We start from the raw sequence: 21,187 nt of genomic DNA, 5'->3' as shown, positions 1-21,187 counted from the left end.
ATTTTCACTTAAAAATCCCCACAGGTCTTTCCGAACGGCTTCAGACCATGGTCAGGCCGCAAAATTCAAGCAATGCGGCCCCGGCTATGGCCACTCCGTAAGGCAGATATCTGGAGGTGCGCCTGGTGCACAGTCGGCAGACCAGATAGGCGACGGCCAGCAGGCCCCCCAGAACGCTCATGACAATCAAAAACGACCACAGTCTGCCGGGCAGCAGCAACATGCAGGCCGTGGCGAGCTTGACGTCCCCACCCCCCAAAGCCTTGCCGTAGAACAGCAGGCATCCGGGCAGAAAAACCGCCAATGCCTCTTTAATCCCCAGCACCGCAAAGGAGCCCTGGGTGGCGGCGTGTGCGGCGGCAATCCCCAACAAAACCAAAATGCAGGCATTGGGGATACGATAACGCAGCGCGTCGCTGACCGCTGCCCAGACCACGGCAGCAGAGGCCACCGCCGCCAGATACCAGGGCATTATTTTGATTCCGCCTGCGGCAGCTGATTAAGAATGTTTTGAAAAACAGAACTGAGCGTCTGTGAAAATGTGCCGTCCGAAGCCACCAGCGAACCGATCAACACGGCCACGCCCGCGGCAAGGATGCCGTATTCAATGGCCGTAACGCCGCGCTGGTCCTGTTTCAACAATTTGCCGAACGTCAGAACATACTGTACCAATTGCATAGTTGCCTCCACTCTGCAGTTATATGTTACAGGGGTTGCGCCTCCCGCCGGCAAACATCCGGCGGGAGGCCTTTGGGCTTAATCCGCAGCCGGCTCTGCAGCGTGAGCCTTGCGGATCATGGCGGTGAAACACTCCCTGGCGGCGGCAAGATCCGCCGCGTCGGGATGCTTTGTCGCTTCAGCGATGGTGGCGGCGCGTTCGGGCGTCATGGGGTGAATGGTATCGCCTTTGGCGCGCATGGTTTCCATCATTTGCAGAACCTTGGGATCAATCTTGCCCATGCACAAAAATTCGCACAGTACGCTATTGCCGGGCACGCGGGCGCGTGCATCGGCCATAATGTCGCGACCATGCCCGGATTCCGGTCGGGCACCCATAGTGCCGAAAAGCCCCAGCAGCAGATTTTTTCCGGCCACCCGCTCCATGTACTTCTGCATGGCGCTGTCCACGCCGCCCTTGTCGGCCCAGAAACCCAGCGCAATAAAGTCAAAATCTTCCGGCGCAGGCGCCTCAGCCACAGGGTATATGCCCGTACCCTGAGGCAGGGCCTGCAAAACGGCTTCGGCGACCATCCGGGTATTGCCCGTACGGCTGGAATAGACCACAGCGCAACGCATATCTTTCATAACATCCCCTTCCAGAGCTGATAAACTTTGTTGATGTAATTAACCGGCACTACTGCGCGAAACTCTCGCGCATGTTCATGAACGATGCTTTGATGGCCGGGATAATCTCCCTTTTGCCGTCCCGCCCAAGATAGACAGCGCAGATCATCTCGCCTTTGACGTCAAAAAACTGCACAGAGTGGCTTTCTTTGTTGAAGAAAGGCTTGGACACAAACCATACTTTTTCCACCCTGTCCGCAAAAATATGTCCGCTCAGGGCATTTTCTCCATGCGCCAGATTAAACATGCCGTGGCCGAAGGTTCCCTTGGGCAGCCTGCTCTCCACCTCCACCACACAACCGTTATTGACCGCCAGGAAGGTGCACTTTTCCCATTGGGTCATGGCCTCCCAAATGGCCGCAAAATCTTCCTTGCGCCCCTGCACCCGCATATCTTCGGGCAGGGCGGCCACCAGGTCGCCTTCGGGCCGACCCAGCTCCACCGCCAGGGTCATAAGCATAACACTGGGGTTTTCCGCCACTTTTTGGCGCACTTTCTGCACAAAATCCGACATAACGTCTCCTTTGCGGCCTTGCACCCAAAACCTGTTTGCCGCAATTGCCGTGTATGGTCTGCACAGGAGGGCATCCCGCAGTTTCCAGGACGCCACGCATCCCGCTGTTCCAATGAACGCTTTAATTTTATATTGGAGTTATGCGTTGCTTTGCGTGCCGGCCTTGCCCGTCAGCGGCACGATGCAGTCACAAATTTCGCCCATAAATTCAAGGTCATGGGTAATGACGACCACGGCCGTTCCGGCCTTGGCGGCCCGGCGCAGATCCTCGCCCATGCGGTGCATGTTTTCCCCGTCAAGCCCACTGGTGGGTTCGTCAAGAAAAACCACGCCCGGCTGACGGATCATGGCCGCGGCCACGCTCAGCCGCTGTTTTTCACCCCCGGAAAGGGACTGGGGATGTCGCTCCGCCAGCGCGGCCAGACCATAGGCTTCCAAAAATCCCTCCACGCGGGCAGAGGATTCGTCCTGGGGCAGGCCCGCAAGGGCGTCCGTCAGTTCCGCGCGCACGCTGTCCATGCGCAGCTGGTGGTCAGCGTTCTGCAGCACCAGCCCCACCTGCCGGGCGCGCCCACGTTCTGGCAGATTCTGTCCCCGCCAGGCAAAGGACGCCCCCTTGCATTTGAGCAAACCGGCGGACAGCCTGGCCAGGGTGGTTTTGCCGCAGCCGTTGGGCCCGGCCAAGACCGTGATGCCCCCACCGGGAAAGGTGAGGTCCAGCCCGTCGAACAGCGTCGGCTTTTTCCCAAAGGCGAATGAAAGATCATGGATAGTAAAAGACGCAACGGCCTCCGCGGTTTCTGCTCCGGGCAAATCCTGCCGGGGGTCGTGCCAGATGGCGGAGCGCAGACCGTGACGCGCCCGCAAGGCGGCGTCGTCCAGCAGATCAAAATCTCCTTCGGCCACAATGCGCCCGCCGTCCATGACGAGCACATGGTCGGCCAGATCCCGCAGCCAGGAAAAACGGTGGTCCGCCACAAAAAGGGCCAGTCCCATATCCTTGAGCCGCCGCAGTGTGTCCGCCAGCTCCAGCGTAGACTGCGGATCCAGGTTGGCGGAAGGCTCGTCCAACACCAGAGCCTTGGGATGCGCGGCCAGCAGACCGGCCAAGGCCACCTTCTGCTTCTGCCCCTCGGAAAGTTTGAGGACAGATTGGGCAGCCAGATTCTCCAGGCCAAGTTCCTTCAGGGCATTGCGCACGGCCGTGACGCATACGGAGCTCTCCACCCCCCGGCACTCCAGCGAAACGGCCGCCTCGTCCTCCACCGTAAGGGCAAAAAACTGGGTCTCGGGGTTCTGAAACAGCGTGCCCACCAGGGCGCTGATTTCCGTCAGGGACCGTTCGCGCGTGTCGTGCCCGTCGATGAGCGCCCGACCTGTAAGAAAGCCGTGGTAATACTGAGGTGCAAGGCCGTTCAGCAGTCGAACAAGAGTAGACTTGCCGCAGCCGCTGCGCCCCGTGCAAAGCACCAGCTGGCCCGGCCGCACCGCAAGATTGACATCCGCAACAGCCGGCGTGGCGGCCTGCGGGTAGGTGTAGGAAACCGAATCCAGACGCAGCATGCGCCATCCCCTAGTAAATGCTTGTGGAGCCGCCATAAACGGACTGAAGGGCCACAGCCAGCACAAGGCTGGCCGCGCCTACGCCAAAGGTCACCATATCCACCCGGCCAAAGGGCGTTCGCGGCCGGGAAACGCGTTTTTTGCCGCCCACGCCCTTGAGCTCGGCCGCCACGGCCAGATCGTCCGCCGAACGTAACAGGCGGAAGGTCAGGGGCACCAGGAAGCCGCGCCACAGAGCGGCCGCGCGGGTCCATAGGCCTTGCCGACCCAAAGGGCTGCGCAGGCGGAAAGCGTCGCGCACCTGCACGCAGTCGTCCAGGAAGGTGGGCAAAAAGCGCACGGCCACAGTAAGGGGCACATGGATCCAGGCCATGCGTCCAAAAGCCTGCAGCTCGTGCATCAGATCCTGGATGCGGGACGAAAAAGCCAGCACCAGCAAGGCATTGAGCGATATCAGCATGCGCATGTACGGCACGGCAAAGCGCCCGGCTTCCCAGGTGATGAGCTGCGGCATACTGAGCGAAGCCAGCCAGGTAAATCCAAGCGAAACAAGGCACATGAACGCAAAAAAGACATAGGCCCGCAGCAGCCCGGCCAAGCTCAAGGCCGTAAGCGCGTACACGGTGCTCACCCCGCAAAGCAGGGCCAACGCCAGAGGGTTGCTGAGCACGATGGCCGCCAGCGAAGCTGTCAGACAAATCAGAAGTTTGGACCGGATGTTCATGTGGCCGGCCAGGGTGTCGGCCGGACTGTCGCTAAGAAAGAAGAGACGCATGACGCAATTCCTTGACCAGTTTTACGCCGCCGGCCAGACCGGCAAAGGAGCCCAGCGCCCCCACGGACACGAAAATCAGTGGCACCAGCAGCAGGCCGGGCTGCTCCCGATAGTAAAACCAGGCCACCAGAACACTCACAGCCTTACCGCCCAATTCCAGAAAAAGCACGCCCGCCAGAAGATTTCTGGTTCTGCCGTAGCCGCCCAGGACATAGATCAGCAGCTCAGCCAGCAGGCAGGTAACCAAAGCGCCCGGCGTGTGCAAAATGCCCTGCCCCATAAGCAGCAGCGAAATGAGGCTGGACACCAGTACGGCCATGGTGAGGGTCCAGGGCTTGGCCACCTTGTGCGCCAAAACCAGCATGAGGGCCGTGTAGACAAAATTTTTCAGCGCCAGGGAAAATGGGTTCATGCCGCCGCCCACGAGGGCGATGATAAGCACAGCAGCCTTGGACACCGCCGCAAAAATGCCGATAAAGACAAGATCGCGCACGGTAAACCGGGGCCGAAGCCCCTGAGGAAGCCAGGATGCAGCATTTTCGGCCATGACTATGCGGCCCCGCAAAGGGTGGAAACCAGCCCCTGGCTGAGGTTGACCTGCCAGAACTGCCCAGCCAGGGTCAGATCTACCCGGCGGCGCACGCCGGCTTCTGTGGCGACGCAGGCTTCCCGCAGCAGGCCCGCGTCCTTCCAGTTGTCCAGCAAAGGTTCAATGGCGGCCAGATCCTTGTCGTCCACATGGTCGGCCAGGGCCGTCACGTCCAGATACCCCATTTCCATCTGACCGATGATAAGCTGCATGGCTGTGGCATTGCGCGGCGGAGCGACCAGCAGTGACGTGGCGGCAAAGGGATCATCCGCCTGCATGACGGCGTTCATGTACTGCTGCGGCGCCCTGTTGCTGTAGTAGAAATAGCCGTTGAGCATACCGCCGGCACCGCAACCGAAAGCCAGGCAGTTTTCCCGCTGCTTGGACAAACGATTGTACATATTTCTTTCTTTTTCAGTTTTACCCCAATGACAGAGAGAAAGTCGCTTGTGCCCCCCGGCCTGCATGAAATCCGTGCCCAGACGGTAGAAGGCCCCCTGCTCGTGCAGCTGCGCCACAGGCGCGGCGCTGCCGTCCTTGACGGCCTTGGCCAGCGCGCTGCCGGGAAAGACCATAAGCTGATACAAGTCCACACCATCCAGAGGCAAAGAACTGAACAGCTCCAGATCGGCCTGCCAGGCTTCAAGCGTCTGGCCAGGCAATCCGTAGATAAGGTCCACTACAATGGAGGCGTCGCCCAGGGCGGCCAGCTGTTCCAGCGTGGCGCAGACGTGGTCCTGCGTGTCCAAACGACCAATGGAGCGCCGCAAATCCGTCTGGAAGCTCTGAACACCAATGGAAAACCTGTTGGCCCCGGCCTCAATGCAAGCGGCGGCCTTTTCAGCCGTAAGGCTGTGAATGCGCCCTTCAATGGTAATTTCGCAGTCTTCAGCCAAGGGATAGTACTGACGAATGGTGGATAACAGGTCGCACAAGGTTGCGGCAGGAAGTTCTGTGGGCGTGCCGCCCCCGAAATAGACGGCCTCAATGGCCGACCCTTGCGCGCCCGCCGTGGCGGCAACACTCAGAAGATGCTTTTTTAATGCCCGCACATAGGCCTCCCCTGCGGCTTCGGTGTATTTTCCGCCAAAAAATCCACAATATGTACACCTACTTACACAGTAAGGGAAATGCACGTAAAGCACCGCACGTTCCGTGCGCGGCGCGGAAAAAATCTCGCTCATCCGGACGGGAATGCGCCCTTCCTCCACAGGCTCGCCCACCATGCCCGCATGCACGGTGACTTTCTCCGCAAAGGCGTGGGCCAGGGGATCCTCCCCGATGCGAGCCTGCCAGGCCGCCTGCGGCGCCGCGCCGGCCTGGCGCAGGGTTTTCATCAGATCGGCAATGGAAACGCCGTGAGGATGGTGGGCGCGCCCACCCCCATGCCCTGCCGGCAAGTCGGGCTTTTTATCTTTTCCGGAAAGCATGTTCATATGCCAGCGAACAAGGTTCGCCACGCTCGCGTCAGAGATGGAGGCCGAGGTTTCCTCAAGCCCGTTGCCCAATTCTTTGAAAGACATTCCCCTCGTGCTCCTTTTTTTACGCCGGCTGCGGCTTGTTTTTGGGTCAGACCGGCAAATTCCTCGCGGCCATAATTCATGATCAATATAAATAGAATTTCAATTTACTATTTTTTCTTTGCTCCGCCGCCGCACATCATGCTGTTACGCATGACGGTCCGGTCTGCCATAGCGTCCAGCCTGGACGTATTTTTATTCTATCGGGGGAGAGATCTGCGCGCCCATGCAGATTGCGTTGCGGTTAGCGTGCGTTAATATATTTATAGATAAAATATTTTATATATTTTTTACATAAAAATGAAAGTCGTTTTTGTTTTCGTGCAAAAGATTTTATCCAAATGGTAAAAAATGTCAACCACCCTTGTCCAGCCCAGACATTTCTTTGACAAAAAAATTTCATAACATATTTAATTTAAAAATTTTTATTTTCTTAGCTGTGCCACGGACACGCACGTTAAGGTGCTGCAGGGCACCCACAGGCCGTCATTGTTCCCCCCACAGAAGGGCGTCTGACGTGGAGAATAGGACGCAGGAGCCAAGGCCATGCAAAAACAGCCTTGTGCTACAATAAAAAAGGAAGGAGAAAAAAGGGAAGAGGCCGCAGCCAGCAACGCCGCGGCAGCAATGCAAAAAAGCTAAGATGTGGGGTTTGGGAAGGAAACTGTTGTTCTGCCTCAGCCCTGCGACCGTAAAATTTACGGGCGAAGACAGCAGCGTTCAACCGCCCCTTCCGCGCATACAGCTTCCCGCCTACCCCAGCACTTCTTCGGCCAGCCAGCGACGGAAGAAGGCCAGGCCTGCGGTGCGGGCGGCCGCGCCCAGGCTTTGGGCGTCCCCCCGGATGGTACGGGGGTCCAGCCCGGCGGCGGCCAGTTCGCAGCAGTGGCCGATGAGCCATGTTTCCATCATGGCCGGGTCCATTTCCGCATGAAACTGTAGGGCCAGTTGCCCCTTCCCGGGCCGGAAGGCCTGGTGCGGCGTGAGCCGACTGGAGGCCAGCAGGGCGCTGCCCCGGGGCAGGTCAAAAGTATCGCCGTGCCAGTGCAGCACCGGCGCGCCCGCCAGTTCAGCCAGGGGCCCGCTCATGCCCGCCGGGGTCAGGTCCACGCCGCCCCAGCCTATTTCTTTGGCCGGGCCGGGGTACACGGCCGCGCCCAGGGCTGCGGCCATAAGCTGCGCGCCCAGGCAGACGCCCAGCAGGGGGCGGCCCGAAGCCAGACGCGCCTCCACCAAGGCCTGTTCTGCGCCCAGGAAGGGGTAGCGGTCCTTTTCATTCACGCCTATGGGACCGCCCAGCACCACGGCCAGGTCCGCCTCGTGCCAGATTTCCGGGCCAAGGGGCACCACCCCGGCCTGCACATAGCTTATGGCGTAGCCCGCCTGTTCCAGCGGGGCCACAAAAGCGCCCAGAGATTCAAAAGCCACATGCTGCACCGCCACACACCGCTTCATAAGCGTCTCCACAGAAGATGAAAGGGTTGGGGAGCCAGCAACAAAAAGCCGCTCCGCGCTGTCACGGGGGGGAAGGAGGAACGGGCCAGCGCGCAAGCGCCGACGCCGTTATTTTTTTATAAACCGGACGCCCCACAAGCGCAATGTCCGACGTATGCCTGTTTTTTCTATTGCTACCTTTTTATTTTTTGTGTTATCAAGCAAGCAACGTTTGCGGCTGCGCAACCCGGGATGCCTGCCGTCACCTTCAACCTCAGGATGCCCCCATGTGGAAAAACTGTTGTGCCGCGCTCGCCCTGCTGCTCTGCATGAGCGCCCAGGCCGAGGCCCATTTTGGCATGGTCATTCCCTCGACGCCCACGGTTTCCGCCAAAAAAGACGCTGATCTCAAACTGGATATCGCCTTTGCCCATCCTATGGAGCTGCAGGGCATGGATATGGCCGTGCCCAAAGCCTTTACCGTCACGCACGACGGCAAGACCGAAGACCTCAAGGCCACCCTCAAGCCCGCCGCCATCATGGGCCACAAGGCCTGGCAGGCCGCCTACAAAATCGCCCGCCCCGGCGTGTACCAGTTTGCCGTGGAGCCCACCCCCTACTTTGAGCCGGCGGAAGACACCTATATCGTTCACTACACCAAGACCGTGGTGGCCGCCTTCGGCGAAGAGGAAGGCTGGGCCGAACCCTTGGGCCTCAAGACCGAAATAGTGTCCCTGACCCGCCCCTTTGCCAACTACGCGGGCAACGTTTTTCGCGGCCAAGTGCTGCTGGACGGCAAGCCTGTGCCCGGCGCGGAAGTGGAAGTGGAATACTACAACAAGGACAAGAAATACGCGGCCCCCAATGAGCTGTATGTGACCCAGGTGGTCAGGGCCGACCAGAACGGCGTGTTCGCCTACGGCGTACCCTGGGCCGGCTGGTGGGGCTTTGCCGCCCTGAATACGGCCAAGGAAACGCTGGACTACAAAGGCACGGCCAAACCCATTGAACTGGGCGCGGTGCTCTGGACCAACTTTGCCGCACCGGTCCGCAAGTAATACCTCCCCGGACAGACGGCCGACCGGCGGCGGGATATCCCCGGTCGGCCGTCTGTGCAAAAGGCGCAACCATGCACATTGCCGAAGGTGTCCTTTCCCCCGCCGTGCTGCTCACGGGCTATGCCCTTACCGCGGCGGGCACGGCCGTGGGCCTGCGGCGGCTGGACTACGACCGTCTCATGACCGTGGCCATCCTGGCGGCGGCGTTTTTTGTGGGTTCGCTTATCCATGTGCCCATTGGCCCTTCCAGCGCCCACCTCATTCTCAACGGGCTTCTGGGGGTCATCCTGGGCTGGGCGGCCATCCCCGCCATTCTGGCGGGCCTTGCCCTGCAGGCCCTGCTCTTCCAGTTCGGCGGCTTCACCGTGCTGGGCGTAAACACCGCCACCATGGGCTTTGCCGCCGTGCTTTCTTGGTACATGTTTCGCGGTCTGTGCCGGATCATGCCCTCGGCTGGAGGCCGCCGCGCAGCGGCCTTCTGCTGTGGCGCGCTGGGCGTGCTGGCGGCGGCCCTGTTCACAGCCCTGGCCCTGAGCGCCAGCGACGAAGGCTTTGCCGCCGCCGCCAGGCTGCTTTTTCTGGCTCACCTGCCCATCATGCTGGTAGAGGGGCTGATCACCATGTTCACCGTGGATTTTATCGCCAAAGTCCGGCCAGAGCTGCTGCGTCTGGCTGTCTGAGGGTCTGCATACGTCTGGAGAATGCACCATGTCCCTGTTCCGTGCGCCGATTTTTTCTTTTCTTCCTGCCGTTTTTTCCGCCGCCGTGCTGTCTGGCGCGCTGTGCCTGTTGCTGCTGTTTCCGCCCCCCGGTATGGCCCACAGGGTCAATGTCTTTGCCTGGACGGAAGGCGGGCAGGTGGCTGTAGAATGCGGTTTCAGCGGCGGCAGCAACGTGCGCCACGGGCTGATCACCGTTTTTGACGCCGCCACCGGCGCAAAACTGCTGGAAGGCCGCACCGACGAGCAGGGAAATTTCCGTTTTGACGCGCCGCCGCAAGGTCGGCAACACGGCCTGCGCATCCGCGTCAACGCCGGGGAGGGGCACCAGAACGAGTGGGTTCTGGACGCCGCCGAACTGGCCGCCACAGCGCAACCCACGGCATCGGAGGCGGCGGCTTCTGCCCCAAGCCCCGCCTCCGCCGTAACTGCCGCAACCCAAGCCCCCTCTGCGCCGTCGGCTGCCGATTCCGCTTCCCCCGCGCCCGTGGCCGACGGCGCTTCCGCTCCCCTTTCGCCCGAGACTGTCCGGCAGATCGTGGACACGGCCCTGGAGCAAAAGCTGGCCCCCCTGCGCCGGGACCTGGCCCAGCTGCGGACCCAGGGCCCCCGGCTTACGGAAATAGTGGGGGGCATAGGCTGGCTGGTGGGCCTGGCCGGTCTGGGGCTTTACTTCAAAGGCCGCCGGGGGTAATGGCGGGAAGGTGTTTGACCAGCCCTTTGTCCGCCCCTCGCTCCTGCAGGGCGTAGACCCACGGGTGCGTCTGGCCTGCGCCGGACTGTTTGCCGTGTGTCTTGCGCCGCTGCAGACCCTCACGGCCTGCGCTCTGGGCCTGGCCCTGGGCTGCGTTCTTCTGGCGGCTGCCCGGCCGCCGCTCCTGCCCCTGGCGCATCGTCTGGGCGCGGTCAACATCTTCATCCTGTTTTTATGGTGTGTAACGCCCCTGACCATGCCCGGCCCGGTTCTGGCGCAGTGGGGTTTTTTCAGCGTTACGGCTCCGGGCGTGCGTCTGGCCCTGTTGGTGACGGTCAAATCCAACGCCATTGTCTGCGCCTTTCTGGCGCTGGCAGCCAGCATGGACGCGCCCACGGCCGGGCACGCCCTGGAACGTCTGGGCTGTCCGCCCAAGCTGGTCTTTCTGTTCCTGTTCACGGCCCGCTATATTCATGTGCTGGCGCAGGAGTGGCACACGCTGCTGGTGGCGGCACGGCTGCGCGGTTTTCGCCCCCGCAGCGACCTGCGCACTTACCGCACGCTGGCTTCCCTGCTGGGACTTTTGCTGGTACGCAGCTACGATCGCGCCCTGCGGGTACGGGAGGCCATGGTGCTGCGGGGCTTTACCGGGCATTTTCGCTCGATTGCGGCATTCCGGGCCCGCCCTGTGGACGCGCTTTTTGCCCTGGGGGTTCTGGCCGCCCTGACGGCCATTTTGTATATGGAACATCTGGGGAGGACGCATGCCTGAAACGCAGGAAACGACGCAGGCTATCTTCTGCCTGGAGGACGTACATTACGCCTACGGGCAGGGAGAAGAAGCGCGGCGCGTGCTGTGCGGGGTGGACTTTGCCCTTCGGCCGGGGCAGCATGTGGGGCTGTACGGCCCCAATGGCAGCGGCAAGACGACGTTCTTTCGCTGCATCACCGGTCTGGCCCGGCCGCAACGGGGCGAAGTGCGTTTTCACGGACGCGCGCTGCACAACGAAAAAGATTTTTACGTCCTGCGCTGCGCCGTGGGTTTTGTCCTGCAGCACGCCGAGGATCAGCTTTTTTTCCCCACCGTGTTGGAAGACGTGGCCTTTGGCCCGCTGAACCTGGGGCTTACGCCCGAAGCCGCCCGCGCCAGGGCTCTGGAAACGCTGGAACGCCTGGGGCTCGCGGGCTTTGAACAACGCCTGACCCACCGCCTTTCAGGCGGCGAAAAAAAACTGGTTTCCCTGGCTACAGTGCTGGCCATGAAGCCCGAAGCCCTGCTTTTGGACGAACCCACCAACGGGCTGGACAATGCAGCCCGCGAACGCATCATTCAAATCCTACAAACACTGGACACGGCGCGGATCACCATTTCGCACGACTGGGACTTTCTGGAGCGCACCTCTTCCCAATACCTTACCATTGATAACGGCCGCCTGGACACCTGTGCCCCCTCCCTGGCCCACGCCCATCTGCACGCCCACCCTCTGGGCAACCGGCCCCACGATCACGGCTAGCATTTTCCCCCAAGGCGGTTTATTGTCAACCGCAGCTCTTGTATTCGCCCAATTTTCAGACCGTCAGCCCACGGCTCCCGCCCGCGCCCATCGGCCGGTACAGGGGCCCGGGCCGGCGTTATGCGGCTGGAGGCCAACGCATGCCAGACCAGTCTTGCCCGACGCAATGCCTTATCCAGATGGATTCTCCAGACCCCATCTGGGAATGGCATGTCCCTTCCGACAGCTTGTTTCTCAGCGCCGGCGCCCTGTGCAAACTGCAACTGGAAGGCGATCCTCCCCGCAGCATGCAGGAATTTCTGACCCACTGCCCCCTGGAACGCCTGGTGCGCGTGTTGCAGGTGCTGGAAAACGTGCTCTGCGGCCTCAGCGGCCCGCACATGGAGTGCATCTTTCCCATGCATGACAAACTGGTGCGCGGTCAGTTGCTGGTCGTGGCCCGCGACAGCGCCGGCCGCGCCACCCGCGTGGTGGGCAGCACCTGCATCATGGCGGGCACGCAGGTGGATTGCCAGCGCCAGCAGATCATGGCCGCGCCGCACCCCAAGGAGGTGCTGGAATCCAACCCCCCGCACGACTCCGGGCGTCTGCTCATGGCCCTCAACGCCACCGGCGACGGCCTTTGGGACTGGGACACGCTCACCAACGAGGTTTACTACAGCCCCGCCTATCTGAATATGCTGGGCTACAGCCCCGGTGAATTCGCCCCTACGCTGGACTCCTGGAGCGAAAGAATCCACCCCGACGACCACGACGACGTGATGTTGCCGCAGTTGCGCATGGTGACTTCGCCCGACGCAGGCGACACCTTTACCTACACCTACCGCATGCGGCGCAGGGATGGCCGCTGGGCCTGGATACTCTCACGCGGGTACGTGACCCACCGCGACGCCTTTGGCCGGGCCACCCGCATCATCGGCCTGCATACAGACATCAGCGCCGCGCAGGGCGACAGAGCCAAACTGGAGGATATGGTCCGCAACGACGCCCTCACCGGCCTGCGCAGCCGCACCTTTTACGGCATGGAGGCGGACAGGCTGGAGCAGCAGGGCCTCCGGCCCGTGAGCATCATCGTCACCGACGTCAACGGCCTTAAGATAGTCAACGACTATCTGGGCCACCCCCAGGGCAACGCCCTGCTCTGCCGTGCGGCCCTTTTTTTGCGCACGAACCTCTCCCCCTCCTACTGTGTGGCCCGCATGAGCGGAGACGAGTTCGCGGTCCTCATGCCCCACTGCTCGCCGAAAGAAGCCGAAAGCATCGTGCACGATCTGCGCAAACGGCAGGAAGCCTTCAACGCCGCCACCCCCGACGAGGTGCCCACCCTGTTGTCCATCGGCTGTGCCGGCACGGACAGCCAGGACGTGAACATCCATCAGACTCTGGCCAACGCCGACCGAGCCATGTTGCGGCACAAGTTCGCCACCCGCTCGGAGATGCACCTGCGGATCAAAAAATGGATCGAAAACCATCAGGACGTGACGGTCAGTCTGGACGACAGTCGTTATAACTGATCCGACGCCAAACCCTTCTCCCGACTCCGGTCCGGAACAGCCTGGGGCGGATTGTGGCCGTCGGCCCTTGACGTGGCCTGTTCTTTGGGCCAGACTGCAGCCATGCAATCGGAAGACAATCCTCCGCCTACACCCTTGTCCCGCTTTCCGGCAGCGGCCCGCCCCCACCCAGGGGACGCCCCGGCCTCCGAGCGGGAACCCTTTGCGGCCCCCCAGGGCAACGCCCGGCTCCCCCCCCTTGCGGCGGCGGCATCCATGCCTGTGGCGGACGACGCATTCCCCCCCGTCAGCGAGCCCGAAAGCGGTCAGAAGCTGCTCCAGTTTCTGCAGCGCCGCCTGGGACTGCCCCAGTCCATGCTGCACCGCTGGGTGCGCACAGGACAAGTGCGCGTCAATGGCGCCCGCTGCAAACCTTTTACCCGCGTCAACACGGGCGACAGTGTACGCCTGCCGCCGTTTGCCCTGAAAATGGCCGCGGCCGAAGCCGCGCCCGATGCCCCCGACTGCGCTCCGGAAGGCAACCTGCCCCCTCTGTTGGGCACATCGGGCTACTGGTGGGTCTTCAACAAGCCCGCAGGGCTCCCCACCCACCCCGGCAGCGGCCATGAAGACAGCCTGGCCACGCGCCTGGCCAGACATTTTGCCGCCGCCCCCTTCCGCCCCACACCTGCGCATCGGCTGGACAAAGACACCTCCGGCGCGCTGCTGGTGGCGGCCTCCTACGAAGCCCTGGTTGAAGCCCAGGAAGCCCTGCGCAGTGGCGGGCTGGTCAAGGAATATGTGGCGTGGGTGCGAGGGCATTGGCCCCATGCGGAAACCCGCCTGCTGCGTCATTATCTGCGCAAGGAAGGTCGGCTGGGGCAGGAAAAGATGCACACGGCGGCCCCCGACGCGCACGGCGCGCGCGAAGCCCTCTGCCTGGCCCGGCCCCTGCGCATCGGGCAGGAAGAAAGCCTGGTGCAGGTACGCCTGCTTACGGGCCGCACCCATCAGATCCGGGCGCAACTGGCCGCACTGGATCACCCCGTGCTGGGCGACGGCAAATACGGTCCGGCAGCGGAACGCAGCCGCCCGCTCTTGCTGCACGCCTTGCGGCTGGTCCTGCCCGACGGCCGCGCCTTTGCCTGCCTGCCCCCCTGGACAGGGCCGCACGCTCTGACCCAGATGCCCGATCCCTTGCCGTACGGCCCGGCGGGGGCCTCCGAAGGGCCCTTTCCTCCGGACAAAAATCGTGCTATAAATCCGCCCTTGCAGTAACGCCCCCTACCCGGTCCCGCTCCGGGCGGCGGCCCCGCCCGCGGCTGCCGCGCGTGGGACGCCCCGTCCCGATCACGCGGTTCCAAGGATACATCATGGCCGACACCCTGCCCCGCATCGTTCTGGTGGGCCGCCCCAACGTGGGCAAATCCACCCTCTTCAACCGTCTCATCCGCAGCAACCGCGCCATTACCCACGACCGGCCGGGCATCACCCGCGACCGCATGGAAGGCCTGGTGCGCCGCAATGGCCTGCCCGCCTTTGGTATTGTGGACACGGGCGGCATCACCCTGGACGCCCACGCCGCCGTGGTGGAGGGCCCCGAAGGCATTCGCGGTTTTGAGCGCCACATTCTGGCCCAGACGGAGGAAGCCCTGACCACGGCGGCGGCCGTGGCCTTTGTGGTGGACGGCCGGGACGGACTGCTGCCCCTGGACGAACACCTGGCCGCGCATGTGCGGCGCAAGGGGCTGCCTACATTGTGCGTGGTCAACAAAGTGGACGGCGCGGAACGCGAGGACGAGTACCTGGCCGAATTTCATGTACTGGGTTTTCCGCTGCTTTCCGTTTCTGCTGAGCACGGGCACAATATTAACGCTCTGGCGGCGGCCCTGGCCGGCCTGCTGCCCGAAGAAGCCGCGCAAAACGCCGCGCCGCCGGAGCCCCCGACCCTGCGGCTGGCCCTGCTGGGCCGCCCCAATGCGGGCAAATCCTCTCTGGTTAATGCCCTGGCCGGGACGGAACGCATGATCGTTTCCGATGTGGCGGGCACCACCAGGGACAGCGTGGATGTGCGCCTGACCCGCGACGGCCTGGACTACGTCTTTGTGGATACAGCCGGCGTGCGCCGCCGCACCAAGATCACCGACAGTGTGGAACGCTACTCCGTCAACGCCGCCATCAAGTCCGGCAGCAAGGCCCATGTGACCCTGCTCACCCTGGACGCCACCGAGGGCGTCAGCCAGCAGGACAAGCGGCTCATGGACATGCTCAATACCCGCAAAATTCCCTTCATGGTGGTCATCAACAAGTGCGATCTGGTGCCGCGCGCCTCGCTGGAACAGCTCAAAAAAAATGTGGGTCAGGCTCTTTCCTTCTGCCCGCATGTGCCCCTGCTCACGGTTTCCGCCCTTAAGGGCCTGGGCCTGGGCAAAATCCTGCCCCTGGCCCGCAAAATCCATGAAGAATGCTCCGTGCGCATCCCCACCGGCCAGATCAACCGGGCCATGGAAGCCGTGCTCACCCGCCACCAGCCCCCGGTGGTCAAACGCGTGCGGGCCAAGTTCTTCTACCTCACCCAGGCGGAAACAGAGCCGCCCACCTTTGTCTTTTTTGTCAGCGACGCCGAACGCGTGCCCGAAAGTTACGTGCGCTACCTGGAACGCAGCCTGCGGCAGATGTTCGGCATCACCCACGCGCCCATGCGTCTGCACCTGCGCTCCAGCCACAAAAAAGGCGGCGATAAAGGCCAGCGCGGCGCAGCCAAAGCATGAGCCGCATTGACAGCACGCCAGCAATGGGGCAATAGAAAAGCCTTCATCCCGTTGCGCGCGTGCGCACACCTCTATTTCCCGTGGGAGGGGCATAATGAACAAAGCTGTGACCTGGCTTGCGACAATGGCCTTTTGCGTGGCAACCGCCGCGCCCGCCCTGGCGGCGGAGGACTCTATCAAAATCGGCGTGCAGGGCGCTCATTCCGGCGACCTGGCCTCCTACGGCGTGCCCAGCCTCAACGCGGTGAAAATCGTGATTGACAAGGCCAACGCCAAGGGCGGCGTACTTGGGCGCAAAATTGAGGTCATCTCTCAGGACGACCAGTGCAAGCCCGAAATGGCCACCAACGCGGCCACCAAACTGATTTCCGACAAGGCCGTAGCCGTGGTCGGGCCCATCTGCTCCGGCCCCACCAAAGCCTCTTTGCCCTTGTTCCAGCAGGCCGGAATTATTGCTATTTCCCCCACAGCCACCACGCCAGGCCTGACCGAGGACGGCAAGAACCCGCTCTTTTTCCGCACCGTGGCCAACGACAACGCCCAGGCCAAGCTCACCAGCGACTTTGTCCTCAACAAGCTCAAGGCCAAATCTGTGGCCTATCTGCACGACAACGGCGATTACGGCAAGGGCTTTGCCGACAACAACCGCGCCATTCTGGAAAAAGCCGGCGTGAAGACCGTGCTGTTTGAAGCCGTGACCCCCGACGCCGTGGACTTTTCGGCCGTGGTGCGCAAACTGCGCCGCGCCAAGCCCGACATCCTGGTCTTCGGCGGCTACCAGCCCGTGGCCTCCAAGCTCATCCAGCAGATGCGCCGCGACCACCTCAAGGTGCCGCTTATCGGCCCCGACGGCGTAAAGGACGAAACCTTCCTCAAAATGACCGGCAAGGACAGCGAAGGCACCTACGCCTCCTACCCCAAGGACACCAGCGCCCTGCCCCAGTACAAGGAAGCCCGCGAGGCCCACATCAAGGCCTTCGGCAGCGAACCCGGTTTCGGCTACTACAATGCCTACGCCGCCACCCAGTGCCTGCTGGCCGCCATTGAAAAGGCCGGCAGCACGGATACGGCCAAGCTCAAGGAAGTGCTGCGCAACAACCTCGTGGACACGCCTCTGGGCAAGATCAACTTTAACGCCCAGGGCGACGCCGCCGGCATGGGCCTTTCCATCTACCAGGTGCAGGGCGGCAAGTTTGTGGAACTCGACCACAGCATTACGCTGAACTAACCTGCGGCCGTCTTGCGGGAGGGCGAGGGGCTGCTGCGCGCCCTCCCGCATATCCGCCCCCTGCTTCCCCCGCGATCAGGCTGTCGCGGTTTGGTGGGCAAGGGGTCAGCAGACGCCCGTCATGGGCACAAGAACCGGCGTGCGGCCCGGCGGGCCGGTCCGCAACGCGCGCAGGACGGCATGGACATCCAATTTTTCATAGAGCTTTTTTTCGGCGGCCTCACCCGGGGCAGCATCTATGCCCTTATCGCTCTGGGCTATACTCTGGTCTACGGCATCATCGGGCTCATCAACTTTGCCCACGGCGAGATTTACATGCTGGGGGCCTTCACGGCCCTGCTGGTAGCCGGGGTACTGGGGGTCTACGGCTTTCCCGCGGCCGGCATTCTGGTGGTGGCGGCCCTGGCGGCCATGGTCTGGTGTGCGGCCTATGGCTACACACTGGAAAAGGTGGCTTACAAGCCCCTGCGCACCGCGCCACGCCTTTCGCCGCTTATCTCGGCCATCGGCATGTCCATCTTTTTGCAGAACTATGTGCTGCTGGCCCAGACCTCGGATTTCGTGCCTTTTCCCAACCTTCTGCCCGAAATGGATTTTCTGGAACACATCGGCTACGTCATGGGCCCCAGCGACTTTCTGATTCTGCTGGTCAGCACCATCGCCATGGTCAGCCTTTCGCTGTTCATCCGCTACACCCGCATGGGCAAGGCCATGCGCGCCACCTCGCAGAACCGTAAAATGGCTCTGCTGCTGGGCATTAACGCCGACCGCATTATTTCGCTTACCTTTATTGTGGGCTCGTCTTTGGCAGCCCTGGGCGGCGTACTCATCGCCTCACACATGGGGCAGGTCAACTTCGGCATCGGTTTTCTGGCCGGGCTCAAGGCCTTTACCGCGGCCGTGCTGGGGGGCATCGGCTCCATTCCCGGCGCCATGCTGGGGGGCCTGGTGCTGGGCCTGGCCGAGAGCTTCACTACCGGATACTTTTCGGGCAACTATGAGGACATCCTGGCCTTCGGCATCCTGATCCTCATCCTCATTTTCCGGCCCGAGGGCATTCTGGGCAAAGCCACCGTGCAGAAGGTCTAGCCATGCATCGCATCCGTAAAGCCGCCATTGCCGCAGTCTGGTTTATGCTGTTGACCCTGCCGGTGCTGGGCATCAAGCTCAACACCGTGGACCGCACCGTCAGCTGGCGTTTCGACCGCATCCTTATTCTGGGCGTGGCCATCTTCGGCCTGGCCCTGATCTGGGACTGGTGTTTCACCCGCAAGGCCCGCGGACTGCCCCTGCTCTCCCTGCCGCACACGGGCGGCCTTCCTGCCCGTCTGGCCCTGCTGCGTGAGCGGCCCCGCGTGCTGGCGGCGGCGCTGGGTGCGCTTTTGGGCGTCATGGTCATCATGCCCTGGATCAGCTCCTTCTACCAGACCAACATCATGATCTCGGCTCTGCTCTACGTGATGCTGGCCCTGGGCCTGAACATCGTGGTAGGCTTGGCCGGCCAGCTGGTGCTGGGCTATGTGGCTTTTTACGCCGTGGGGGCTTACACCTACGGCCTGCTTAACCAGTTTTTCGGCCTGGGTTTCTGGACCTGCCTGCCCGTGGGCGGGGTCATGGCCGTCCTGTTCGGCTTGGCGCTGGGCTTTCCCGTACTGCGCTTGCGCGGCGACTATCTGGCCATCGTAACCCTGGGCTTTGGCGAAATCGTGCGCCTGACCCTGCAGAACTGGACCTCCGTCACCGGCGGGCCGCGCGGCATCGGCGACATCCCCCGGCCCAGCCTGTTCGGCATAGCGATGGACATCAGCGCCAGCACTACCTATGTGTACTATCTGGTGCTGGCCGCCGTCATCGTAACCATCGTGGTCATCAGCCGGCTGAAGAACTCCCGCGTGGGGCTGGCCCTGCAGGCCCTGCGCGAGGATGAAATTGCCTGCGAGGCCATGGGCATAGACATCACCCGCGTTAAGCTCTCGGCCTTTGCCCTGGGCTCCTGCTGGGCGGGCTTTGCAGGGGTCATCTTCGCGGCCAAAACCACCTACATCAATCCCTCCAGCTTTACCTTCATGGAATCGGCCATGATCCTTTCCATGGTAGTGCTGGGCGGCATGGGCTCCATTACCGGCGTGGTCATCGCGGCCCTCATCCTCATTCTGGTGCCGGAATACCTGCGGGCCTTTTCCGAATACCGCATGTTGCTCTTCGGCCTGACCATGGTGATCATGATGCTCTTCCGTCCGCAGGGGCTCATCAGCGGCGAACGGCGGCGATACCACATCAGCGCCCCGCACGGCGAAGGCAAAGGAGAACGCTCGTGACCCCCGTGCTGGAAGTACAGGATCTGACCCAGGATTTCGGCGGCCTGCGCGCCCTCAACGAAGTTTCCCTGACGGTCGAGGAAAGGGAAATTGTGGCCCTGATCGGCCCCAACGGTGCGGGCAAGACCACATTTTTCAACTGCGTCACGGGCATCTACACCCCCACCGAGGGCAAGGTGCACCTCTATGACGCGCAAGGGCAACAGCATTTGCTCAACGGCGTAAAGCCGCACAAAATCACGATGATGGGCATGGCCCGCACGTTTCAGAATATCCGCCTGTTCGGCGAAATGACCGTGCTGGAAAATGTTATGATTGGCCGCCACTGCCGCACCAGCACGGGCGTTTGGGGCGCGCTGGTCCGCGACAGCCGCTCCCGCAGGGAAGAGCAAGCGAGCATTGACCAGAGCTATGCCCTGCTCCAACTGGTACAACTGGAAGAATTCTGGAACGAAGCCGCCCACAACCTGCCCTACGGCGCACAACGCCGCCTGGAAATCGCCCGCGCTCTGGCCACGGAACCCCGCATGCTCTTGCTGGACGAACCCGCCGCCGGTATGAACCCTCAGGAAACCAACGAACTCAAAGACCTGGTCCTCTCCATCCGTGACGCCAAAAAAATCTCCATTTTGCTCATTGAGCACGATATGAGCATGGTCATGTCTCTTTCCGACCGCATCTATGTCATGGAATACGGTTCCTGCATCGCCACGGGCACCCCGGCGGAAATCCGCGCCAACCCCCGCGTCATCAAGGCTTACCTGGGAGAAAGCGATGCTTGAGCTCAGCCATGTGGATACCTACTACGGCAATATCCAGGCCCTGCGCGATATTTCTCTCACCGTAGAGGAAGGCGACATCGCCACGCTCATCGGGGCCAACGGCGCCGGCAAATCCACCACGCTTATGACCATTTGCGGCATCAACCGGGCCCGCCAGGGCGAAATACTCTGGTACGGCAAGCCCATCCACACCCTGCCGCCGCACGAAATAGTGGCTTTGGGCATCTCGCAGGTGCCCGAAGGCCGCCTGATCTTTCCCGACCTGAGCGTGAGCGAAAATCTGGACCTGGGCGCTTTTCTGCGCAAAGACGCCGCCGCTATAAAGCAGGACCAGGACTACGTCTTCAGCCTCTTCCCCATCCTGGCCGAACGCCGCCGCCAGCTGGGCGGCACGCTTTCCGGCGGGGAACAGCAGATGCTCGCCATCAGCCGCGCCCTCATGGCCCGTCCCAAACTGCTCTTGCTGGACGAACCTTCGCTGGGCCTCGCCCCCATCATCATCCAGCAGATCTTTGACATCATCCGCAAGGTCAATGCCGACGGCACCACTGTTTTTCTAGTGGAACAAAACGCCAACCAGGCCCTGCGCATCGCCACCCGCGGCTATGTCATGGAAAACGGCCGCATCGTCATGCACGACACGGCCGCCAATCTTCTTAAAAGCGAACAGGTCCGCAAAGCCTACCTGGGCGTTTAGCCGCAAACACTTTGCGGGGCGAGGAGTTTTTTCAAAAAAACTTCCCGCCCCGCAACGCTTTCTTTCTCAAGAACGCTTTCTTTCTCAAGAATATTGTACTGTTGGTACGTTACACTATCAACGTTGGTACTGCGCCCACTCCGGCATGCAGAACAATTTCATTTTGAAATTACT

Annotated in this window: 22 protein-coding genes; 13 read left to right on the top strand and 9 right to left on the bottom strand. The window is 62.0% G+C overall.

Annotated elements, in window-relative coordinates; translation table 11 throughout:
* Positions 1–40: 40 nt before the first annotated feature.
* The 9 genes from J7I12_RS01030 to J7I12_RS00990 all read right to left on the bottom strand — a co-directional run bounded on the left by J7I12_RS01030 (position 41) and on the right by J7I12_RS00990 (position 7,760).
* Positions 41–472: a prepilin peptidase gene (locus tag J7I12_RS01030; protein WP_302413203.1), complete on the bottom strand. Its 432-nt coding sequence runs from the start codon at positions 470–472 to the stop codon at positions 41–43.
* Positions 472–678 (bottom strand): Flp family type IVb pilin, encoded by a 207-nt coding sequence (locus J7I12_RS01025; protein ID WP_302413202.1) that lies wholly within the window; start codon positions 676–678, stop codon positions 472–474. Before J7I12_RS01025 ends, J7I12_RS01030 begins: the two co-directional genes overlap by 1 nt.
* Positions 679–756: 78 nt before the next feature.
* A complete protein-coding gene (locus J7I12_RS01020; protein ID WP_302413201.1) occupies positions 757–1,305 on the bottom strand; it encodes a flavodoxin family protein in 549 nt (182 codons plus the stop codon).
* Positions 1,306–1,354: 49 nt separating this feature from the next.
* The gene (gene hutX / locus J7I12_RS01015; RefSeq protein WP_302548773.1) at positions 1,355–1,858 is read right to left on the bottom strand and encodes a heme utilization cystosolic carrier protein HutX; all 504 of its coding nucleotides are present in this window, start codon (positions 1,856–1,858) and stop codon (positions 1,355–1,357) included.
* Between the two features lie 138 nt (positions 1,859–1,996).
* Positions 1,997–3,421, bottom strand: a complete 1,425-nt coding sequence (locus tag J7I12_RS01010) for an ABC transporter ATP-binding protein (RefSeq protein WP_302413199.1) — start codon at positions 3,419–3,421, stop codon at positions 1,997–1,999.
* A 10-nt stretch (positions 3,422–3,431) separates the two neighbouring features.
* On the bottom strand, positions 3,432–4,196 hold the full coding sequence (locus J7I12_RS01005) for an energy-coupling factor transporter transmembrane component T family protein (protein ID WP_302413198.1): 765 nt from the start codon (positions 4,194–4,196) through the stop codon (positions 3,432–3,434).
* The gene (locus J7I12_RS01000) at positions 4,177–4,743 is read right to left on the bottom strand and encodes an MptD family putative ECF transporter S component (protein ID WP_302413197.1); all 567 of its coding nucleotides are present in this window, start codon (positions 4,741–4,743) and stop codon (positions 4,177–4,179) included. Before J7I12_RS01000 ends, J7I12_RS01005 begins: the two co-directional genes overlap by 20 nt.
* A 2-nt stretch (positions 4,744–4,745) precedes the next feature.
* Positions 4,746–6,308: a heme anaerobic degradation radical SAM methyltransferase ChuW/HutW gene (gene hutW, locus J7I12_RS00995; protein WP_302548772.1), complete on the bottom strand. Its 1,563-nt coding sequence runs from the start codon at positions 6,306–6,308 to the stop codon at positions 4,746–4,748.
* Between the two features lie 750 nt (positions 6,309–7,058).
* Positions 7,059–7,760 carry a glutamine amidotransferase gene (locus J7I12_RS00990; protein ID WP_288908264.1) on the bottom strand — a complete coding sequence of 234 codons (702 nt, stop codon included), beginning with the start codon at positions 7,758–7,760 and terminating at the stop codon, positions 7,059–7,061.
* Positions 7,761–8,026: 266 nt separating this feature from the next.
* On the opposite strand from J7I12_RS00990, the gene J7I12_RS00985 reads away from it, so the two are divergent.
* The 13 genes from J7I12_RS00985 (at position 8,027) to J7I12_RS00925 (ending at position 21,013) form a co-directional block, all read left to right on the top strand.
* The gene (locus tag J7I12_RS00985; RefSeq protein WP_302548771.1) at positions 8,027–8,797 is read left to right on the top strand and encodes a DUF4198 domain-containing protein; all 771 of its coding nucleotides are present in this window, start codon (positions 8,027–8,029) and stop codon (positions 8,795–8,797) included.
* Between the two features lie 71 nt (positions 8,798–8,868).
* A complete protein-coding gene (gene cbiM, locus J7I12_RS00980; RefSeq protein ID WP_118229207.1) occupies positions 8,869–9,477 on the top strand; it encodes a cobalt transporter CbiM in 609 nt (202 codons plus the stop codon).
* 28 nt (positions 9,478–9,505) lie between these two features.
* Positions 9,506–10,210 carry a NikL family nickel/cobalt ECF transporter subunit gene (locus tag J7I12_RS00975; protein ID WP_303193178.1) on the top strand — a complete coding sequence of 235 codons (705 nt, stop codon included), beginning with the start codon at positions 9,506–9,508 and terminating at the stop codon, positions 10,208–10,210.
* Positions 10,211–10,220: 10 nt separating this feature from the next.
* Entirely contained in the window at positions 10,221–10,982 is a 762-nt protein-coding gene (cbiQ, locus tag J7I12_RS00970; protein WP_118229208.1) for a cobalt ECF transporter T component CbiQ, read from the top strand.
* On the top strand, positions 10,975–11,724 hold the full coding sequence (locus J7I12_RS00965) for an energy-coupling factor ABC transporter ATP-binding protein (protein ID WP_302548886.1): 750 nt from the start codon (positions 10,975–10,977) through the stop codon (positions 11,722–11,724). Before cbiQ ends, J7I12_RS00965 begins: the two co-directional genes overlap by 8 nt.
* A 140-nt stretch (positions 11,725–11,864) precedes the next feature.
* Positions 11,865–13,238, top strand: coding sequence for a sensor domain-containing diguanylate cyclase (locus tag J7I12_RS00960; protein ID WP_118229210.1), 1,374 nt, complete (start codon positions 11,865–11,867; stop codon positions 13,236–13,238).
* Positions 13,239–13,493: 255 nt separating this feature from the next.
* Positions 13,494–14,495, top strand: a complete 1,002-nt coding sequence (locus tag J7I12_RS00955; RefSeq protein ID WP_498793866.1) for a pseudouridine synthase — start codon at positions 13,494–13,496, stop codon at positions 14,493–14,495.
* 95 nt (positions 14,496–14,590) lie between these two features.
* Complete coding sequence (der, locus tag J7I12_RS00950) at positions 14,591–15,988, top strand: ribosome biogenesis GTPase Der (RefSeq protein ID WP_118229211.1); 1,398 nt, start codon at positions 14,591–14,593, stop codon at positions 15,986–15,988.
* A gap of 94 nt (positions 15,989–16,082) precedes the next feature.
* Complete coding sequence (locus J7I12_RS00945) at positions 16,083–17,216, top strand: branched-chain amino acid ABC transporter substrate-binding protein (RefSeq protein ID WP_302548884.1); 1,134 nt, start codon at positions 16,083–16,085, stop codon at positions 17,214–17,216.
* A gap of 180 nt (positions 17,217–17,396) precedes the next feature.
* On the top strand, positions 17,397–18,305 hold the full coding sequence (locus J7I12_RS00940; RefSeq protein WP_118229213.1) for a branched-chain amino acid ABC transporter permease: 909 nt from the start codon (positions 17,397–17,399) through the stop codon (positions 18,303–18,305).
* A gap of 2 nt (positions 18,306–18,307) precedes the next feature.
* On the top strand, positions 18,308–19,534 hold the full coding sequence (locus J7I12_RS00935) for an ABC transporter permease subunit (protein ID WP_130957930.1): 1,227 nt from the start codon (positions 18,308–18,310) through the stop codon (positions 19,532–19,534).
* Positions 19,531–20,316 (top strand): ABC transporter ATP-binding protein, encoded by a 786-nt coding sequence (locus tag J7I12_RS00930; protein ID WP_130957929.1) that lies wholly within the window; start codon positions 19,531–19,533, stop codon positions 20,314–20,316. The genes J7I12_RS00935 and J7I12_RS00930 overlap by 4 nt, the downstream gene beginning before the upstream one ends.
* The gene (locus J7I12_RS00925; protein ID WP_118229216.1) at positions 20,309–21,013 is read left to right on the top strand and encodes an ABC transporter ATP-binding protein; all 705 of its coding nucleotides are present in this window, start codon (positions 20,309–20,311) and stop codon (positions 21,011–21,013) included. Before J7I12_RS00930 ends, J7I12_RS00925 begins: the two co-directional genes overlap by 8 nt.
* Positions 21,014–21,187 lie beyond the last annotated feature (174 nt).

This window comes from Desulfovibrio diazotrophicus, from assembly GCF_902498985.2.
Classification (GTDB): domain Bacteria; phylum Desulfobacterota; class Desulfovibrionia; order Desulfovibrionales; family Desulfovibrionaceae; genus Desulfovibrio; species Desulfovibrio legallii.
The sequence above is the reverse complement of the archived record's forward strand: the minus strand, read 5'-3'. Positions and strand labels throughout refer to the sequence as shown.

Coding starts and splice junctions, on each gene's coding strand:
- J7I12_RS01030 (WP_302413203.1), bottom strand. CDS start 472: ATGCCCTGGTATCTGGCGGCGGTGGCCTCTGCTGCCGTGGTCTGGGCA.
- J7I12_RS01025 (WP_302413202.1), bottom strand. CDS start 678: ATGCAATTGGTACAGTATGTTCTGACGTTCGGCAAATTGTTGAAACAG.
- J7I12_RS01020 (WP_302413201.1), bottom strand. CDS start 1,305: ATGAAAGATATGCGTTGCGCTGTGGTCTATTCCAGCCGTACGGGCAAT.
- hutX (WP_302548773.1), bottom strand. CDS start 1,858: ATGTCGGATTTTGTGCAGAAAGTGCGCCAAAAAGTGGCGGAAAACCCC.
- J7I12_RS01010 (WP_302413199.1), bottom strand. CDS start 3,421: ATGCTGCGTCTGGATTCGGTTTCCTACACCTACCCGCAGGCCGCCACG.
- J7I12_RS01005 (WP_302413198.1), bottom strand. CDS start 4,196: ATGCGTCTCTTCTTTCTTAGCGACAGTCCGGCCGACACCCTGGCCGGC.
- J7I12_RS01000 (WP_302413197.1), bottom strand. CDS start 4,743: ATGGCCGAAAATGCTGCATCCTGGCTTCCTCAGGGGCTTCGGCCCCGG.
- hutW (WP_302548772.1), bottom strand. CDS start 6,308: ATGTCTTTCAAAGAATTGGGCAACGGGCTTGAGGAAACCTCGGCCTCC.
- J7I12_RS00990 (WP_288908264.1), bottom strand. CDS start 7,760: ATGAAGCGGTGTGTGGCGGTGCAGCATGTGGCTTTTGAATCTCTGGGC.
- J7I12_RS00985 (WP_302548771.1), top strand. CDS start 8,027: ATGTGGAAAAACTGTTGTGCCGCGCTCGCCCTGCTGCTCTGCATGAGC.
- cbiM (WP_118229207.1), top strand. CDS start 8,869: ATGCACATTGCCGAAGGTGTCCTTTCCCCCGCCGTGCTGCTCACGGGC.
- J7I12_RS00975 (WP_303193178.1), top strand. CDS start 9,506: ATGTCCCTGTTCCGTGCGCCGATTTTTTCTTTTCTTCCTGCCGTTTTT.
- J7I12_RS00965 (WP_302548886.1), top strand. CDS start 10,975: ATGCCTGAAACGCAGGAAACGACGCAGGCTATCTTCTGCCTGGAGGAC.
- J7I12_RS00960 (WP_118229210.1), top strand. CDS start 11,865: ATGCCAGACCAGTCTTGCCCGACGCAATGCCTTATCCAGATGGATTCT.
- J7I12_RS00955 (WP_498793866.1), top strand. CDS start 13,494: ATGCCTGTGGCGGACGACGCATTCCCCCCCGTCAGCGAGCCCGAAAGC.
- der (WP_118229211.1), top strand. CDS start 14,591: ATGGCCGACACCCTGCCCCGCATCGTTCTGGTGGGCCGCCCCAACGTG.
- J7I12_RS00945 (WP_302548884.1), top strand. CDS start 16,083: ATGAACAAAGCTGTGACCTGGCTTGCGACAATGGCCTTTTGCGTGGCA.
- J7I12_RS00940 (WP_118229213.1), top strand. CDS start 17,397: ATGGACATCCAATTTTTCATAGAGCTTTTTTTCGGCGGCCTCACCCGG.
- J7I12_RS00935 (WP_130957930.1), top strand. CDS start 18,308: ATGCATCGCATCCGTAAAGCCGCCATTGCCGCAGTCTGGTTTATGCTG.
- J7I12_RS00925 (WP_118229216.1), top strand. CDS start 20,309: ATGCTTGAGCTCAGCCATGTGGATACCTACTACGGCAATATCCAGGCC.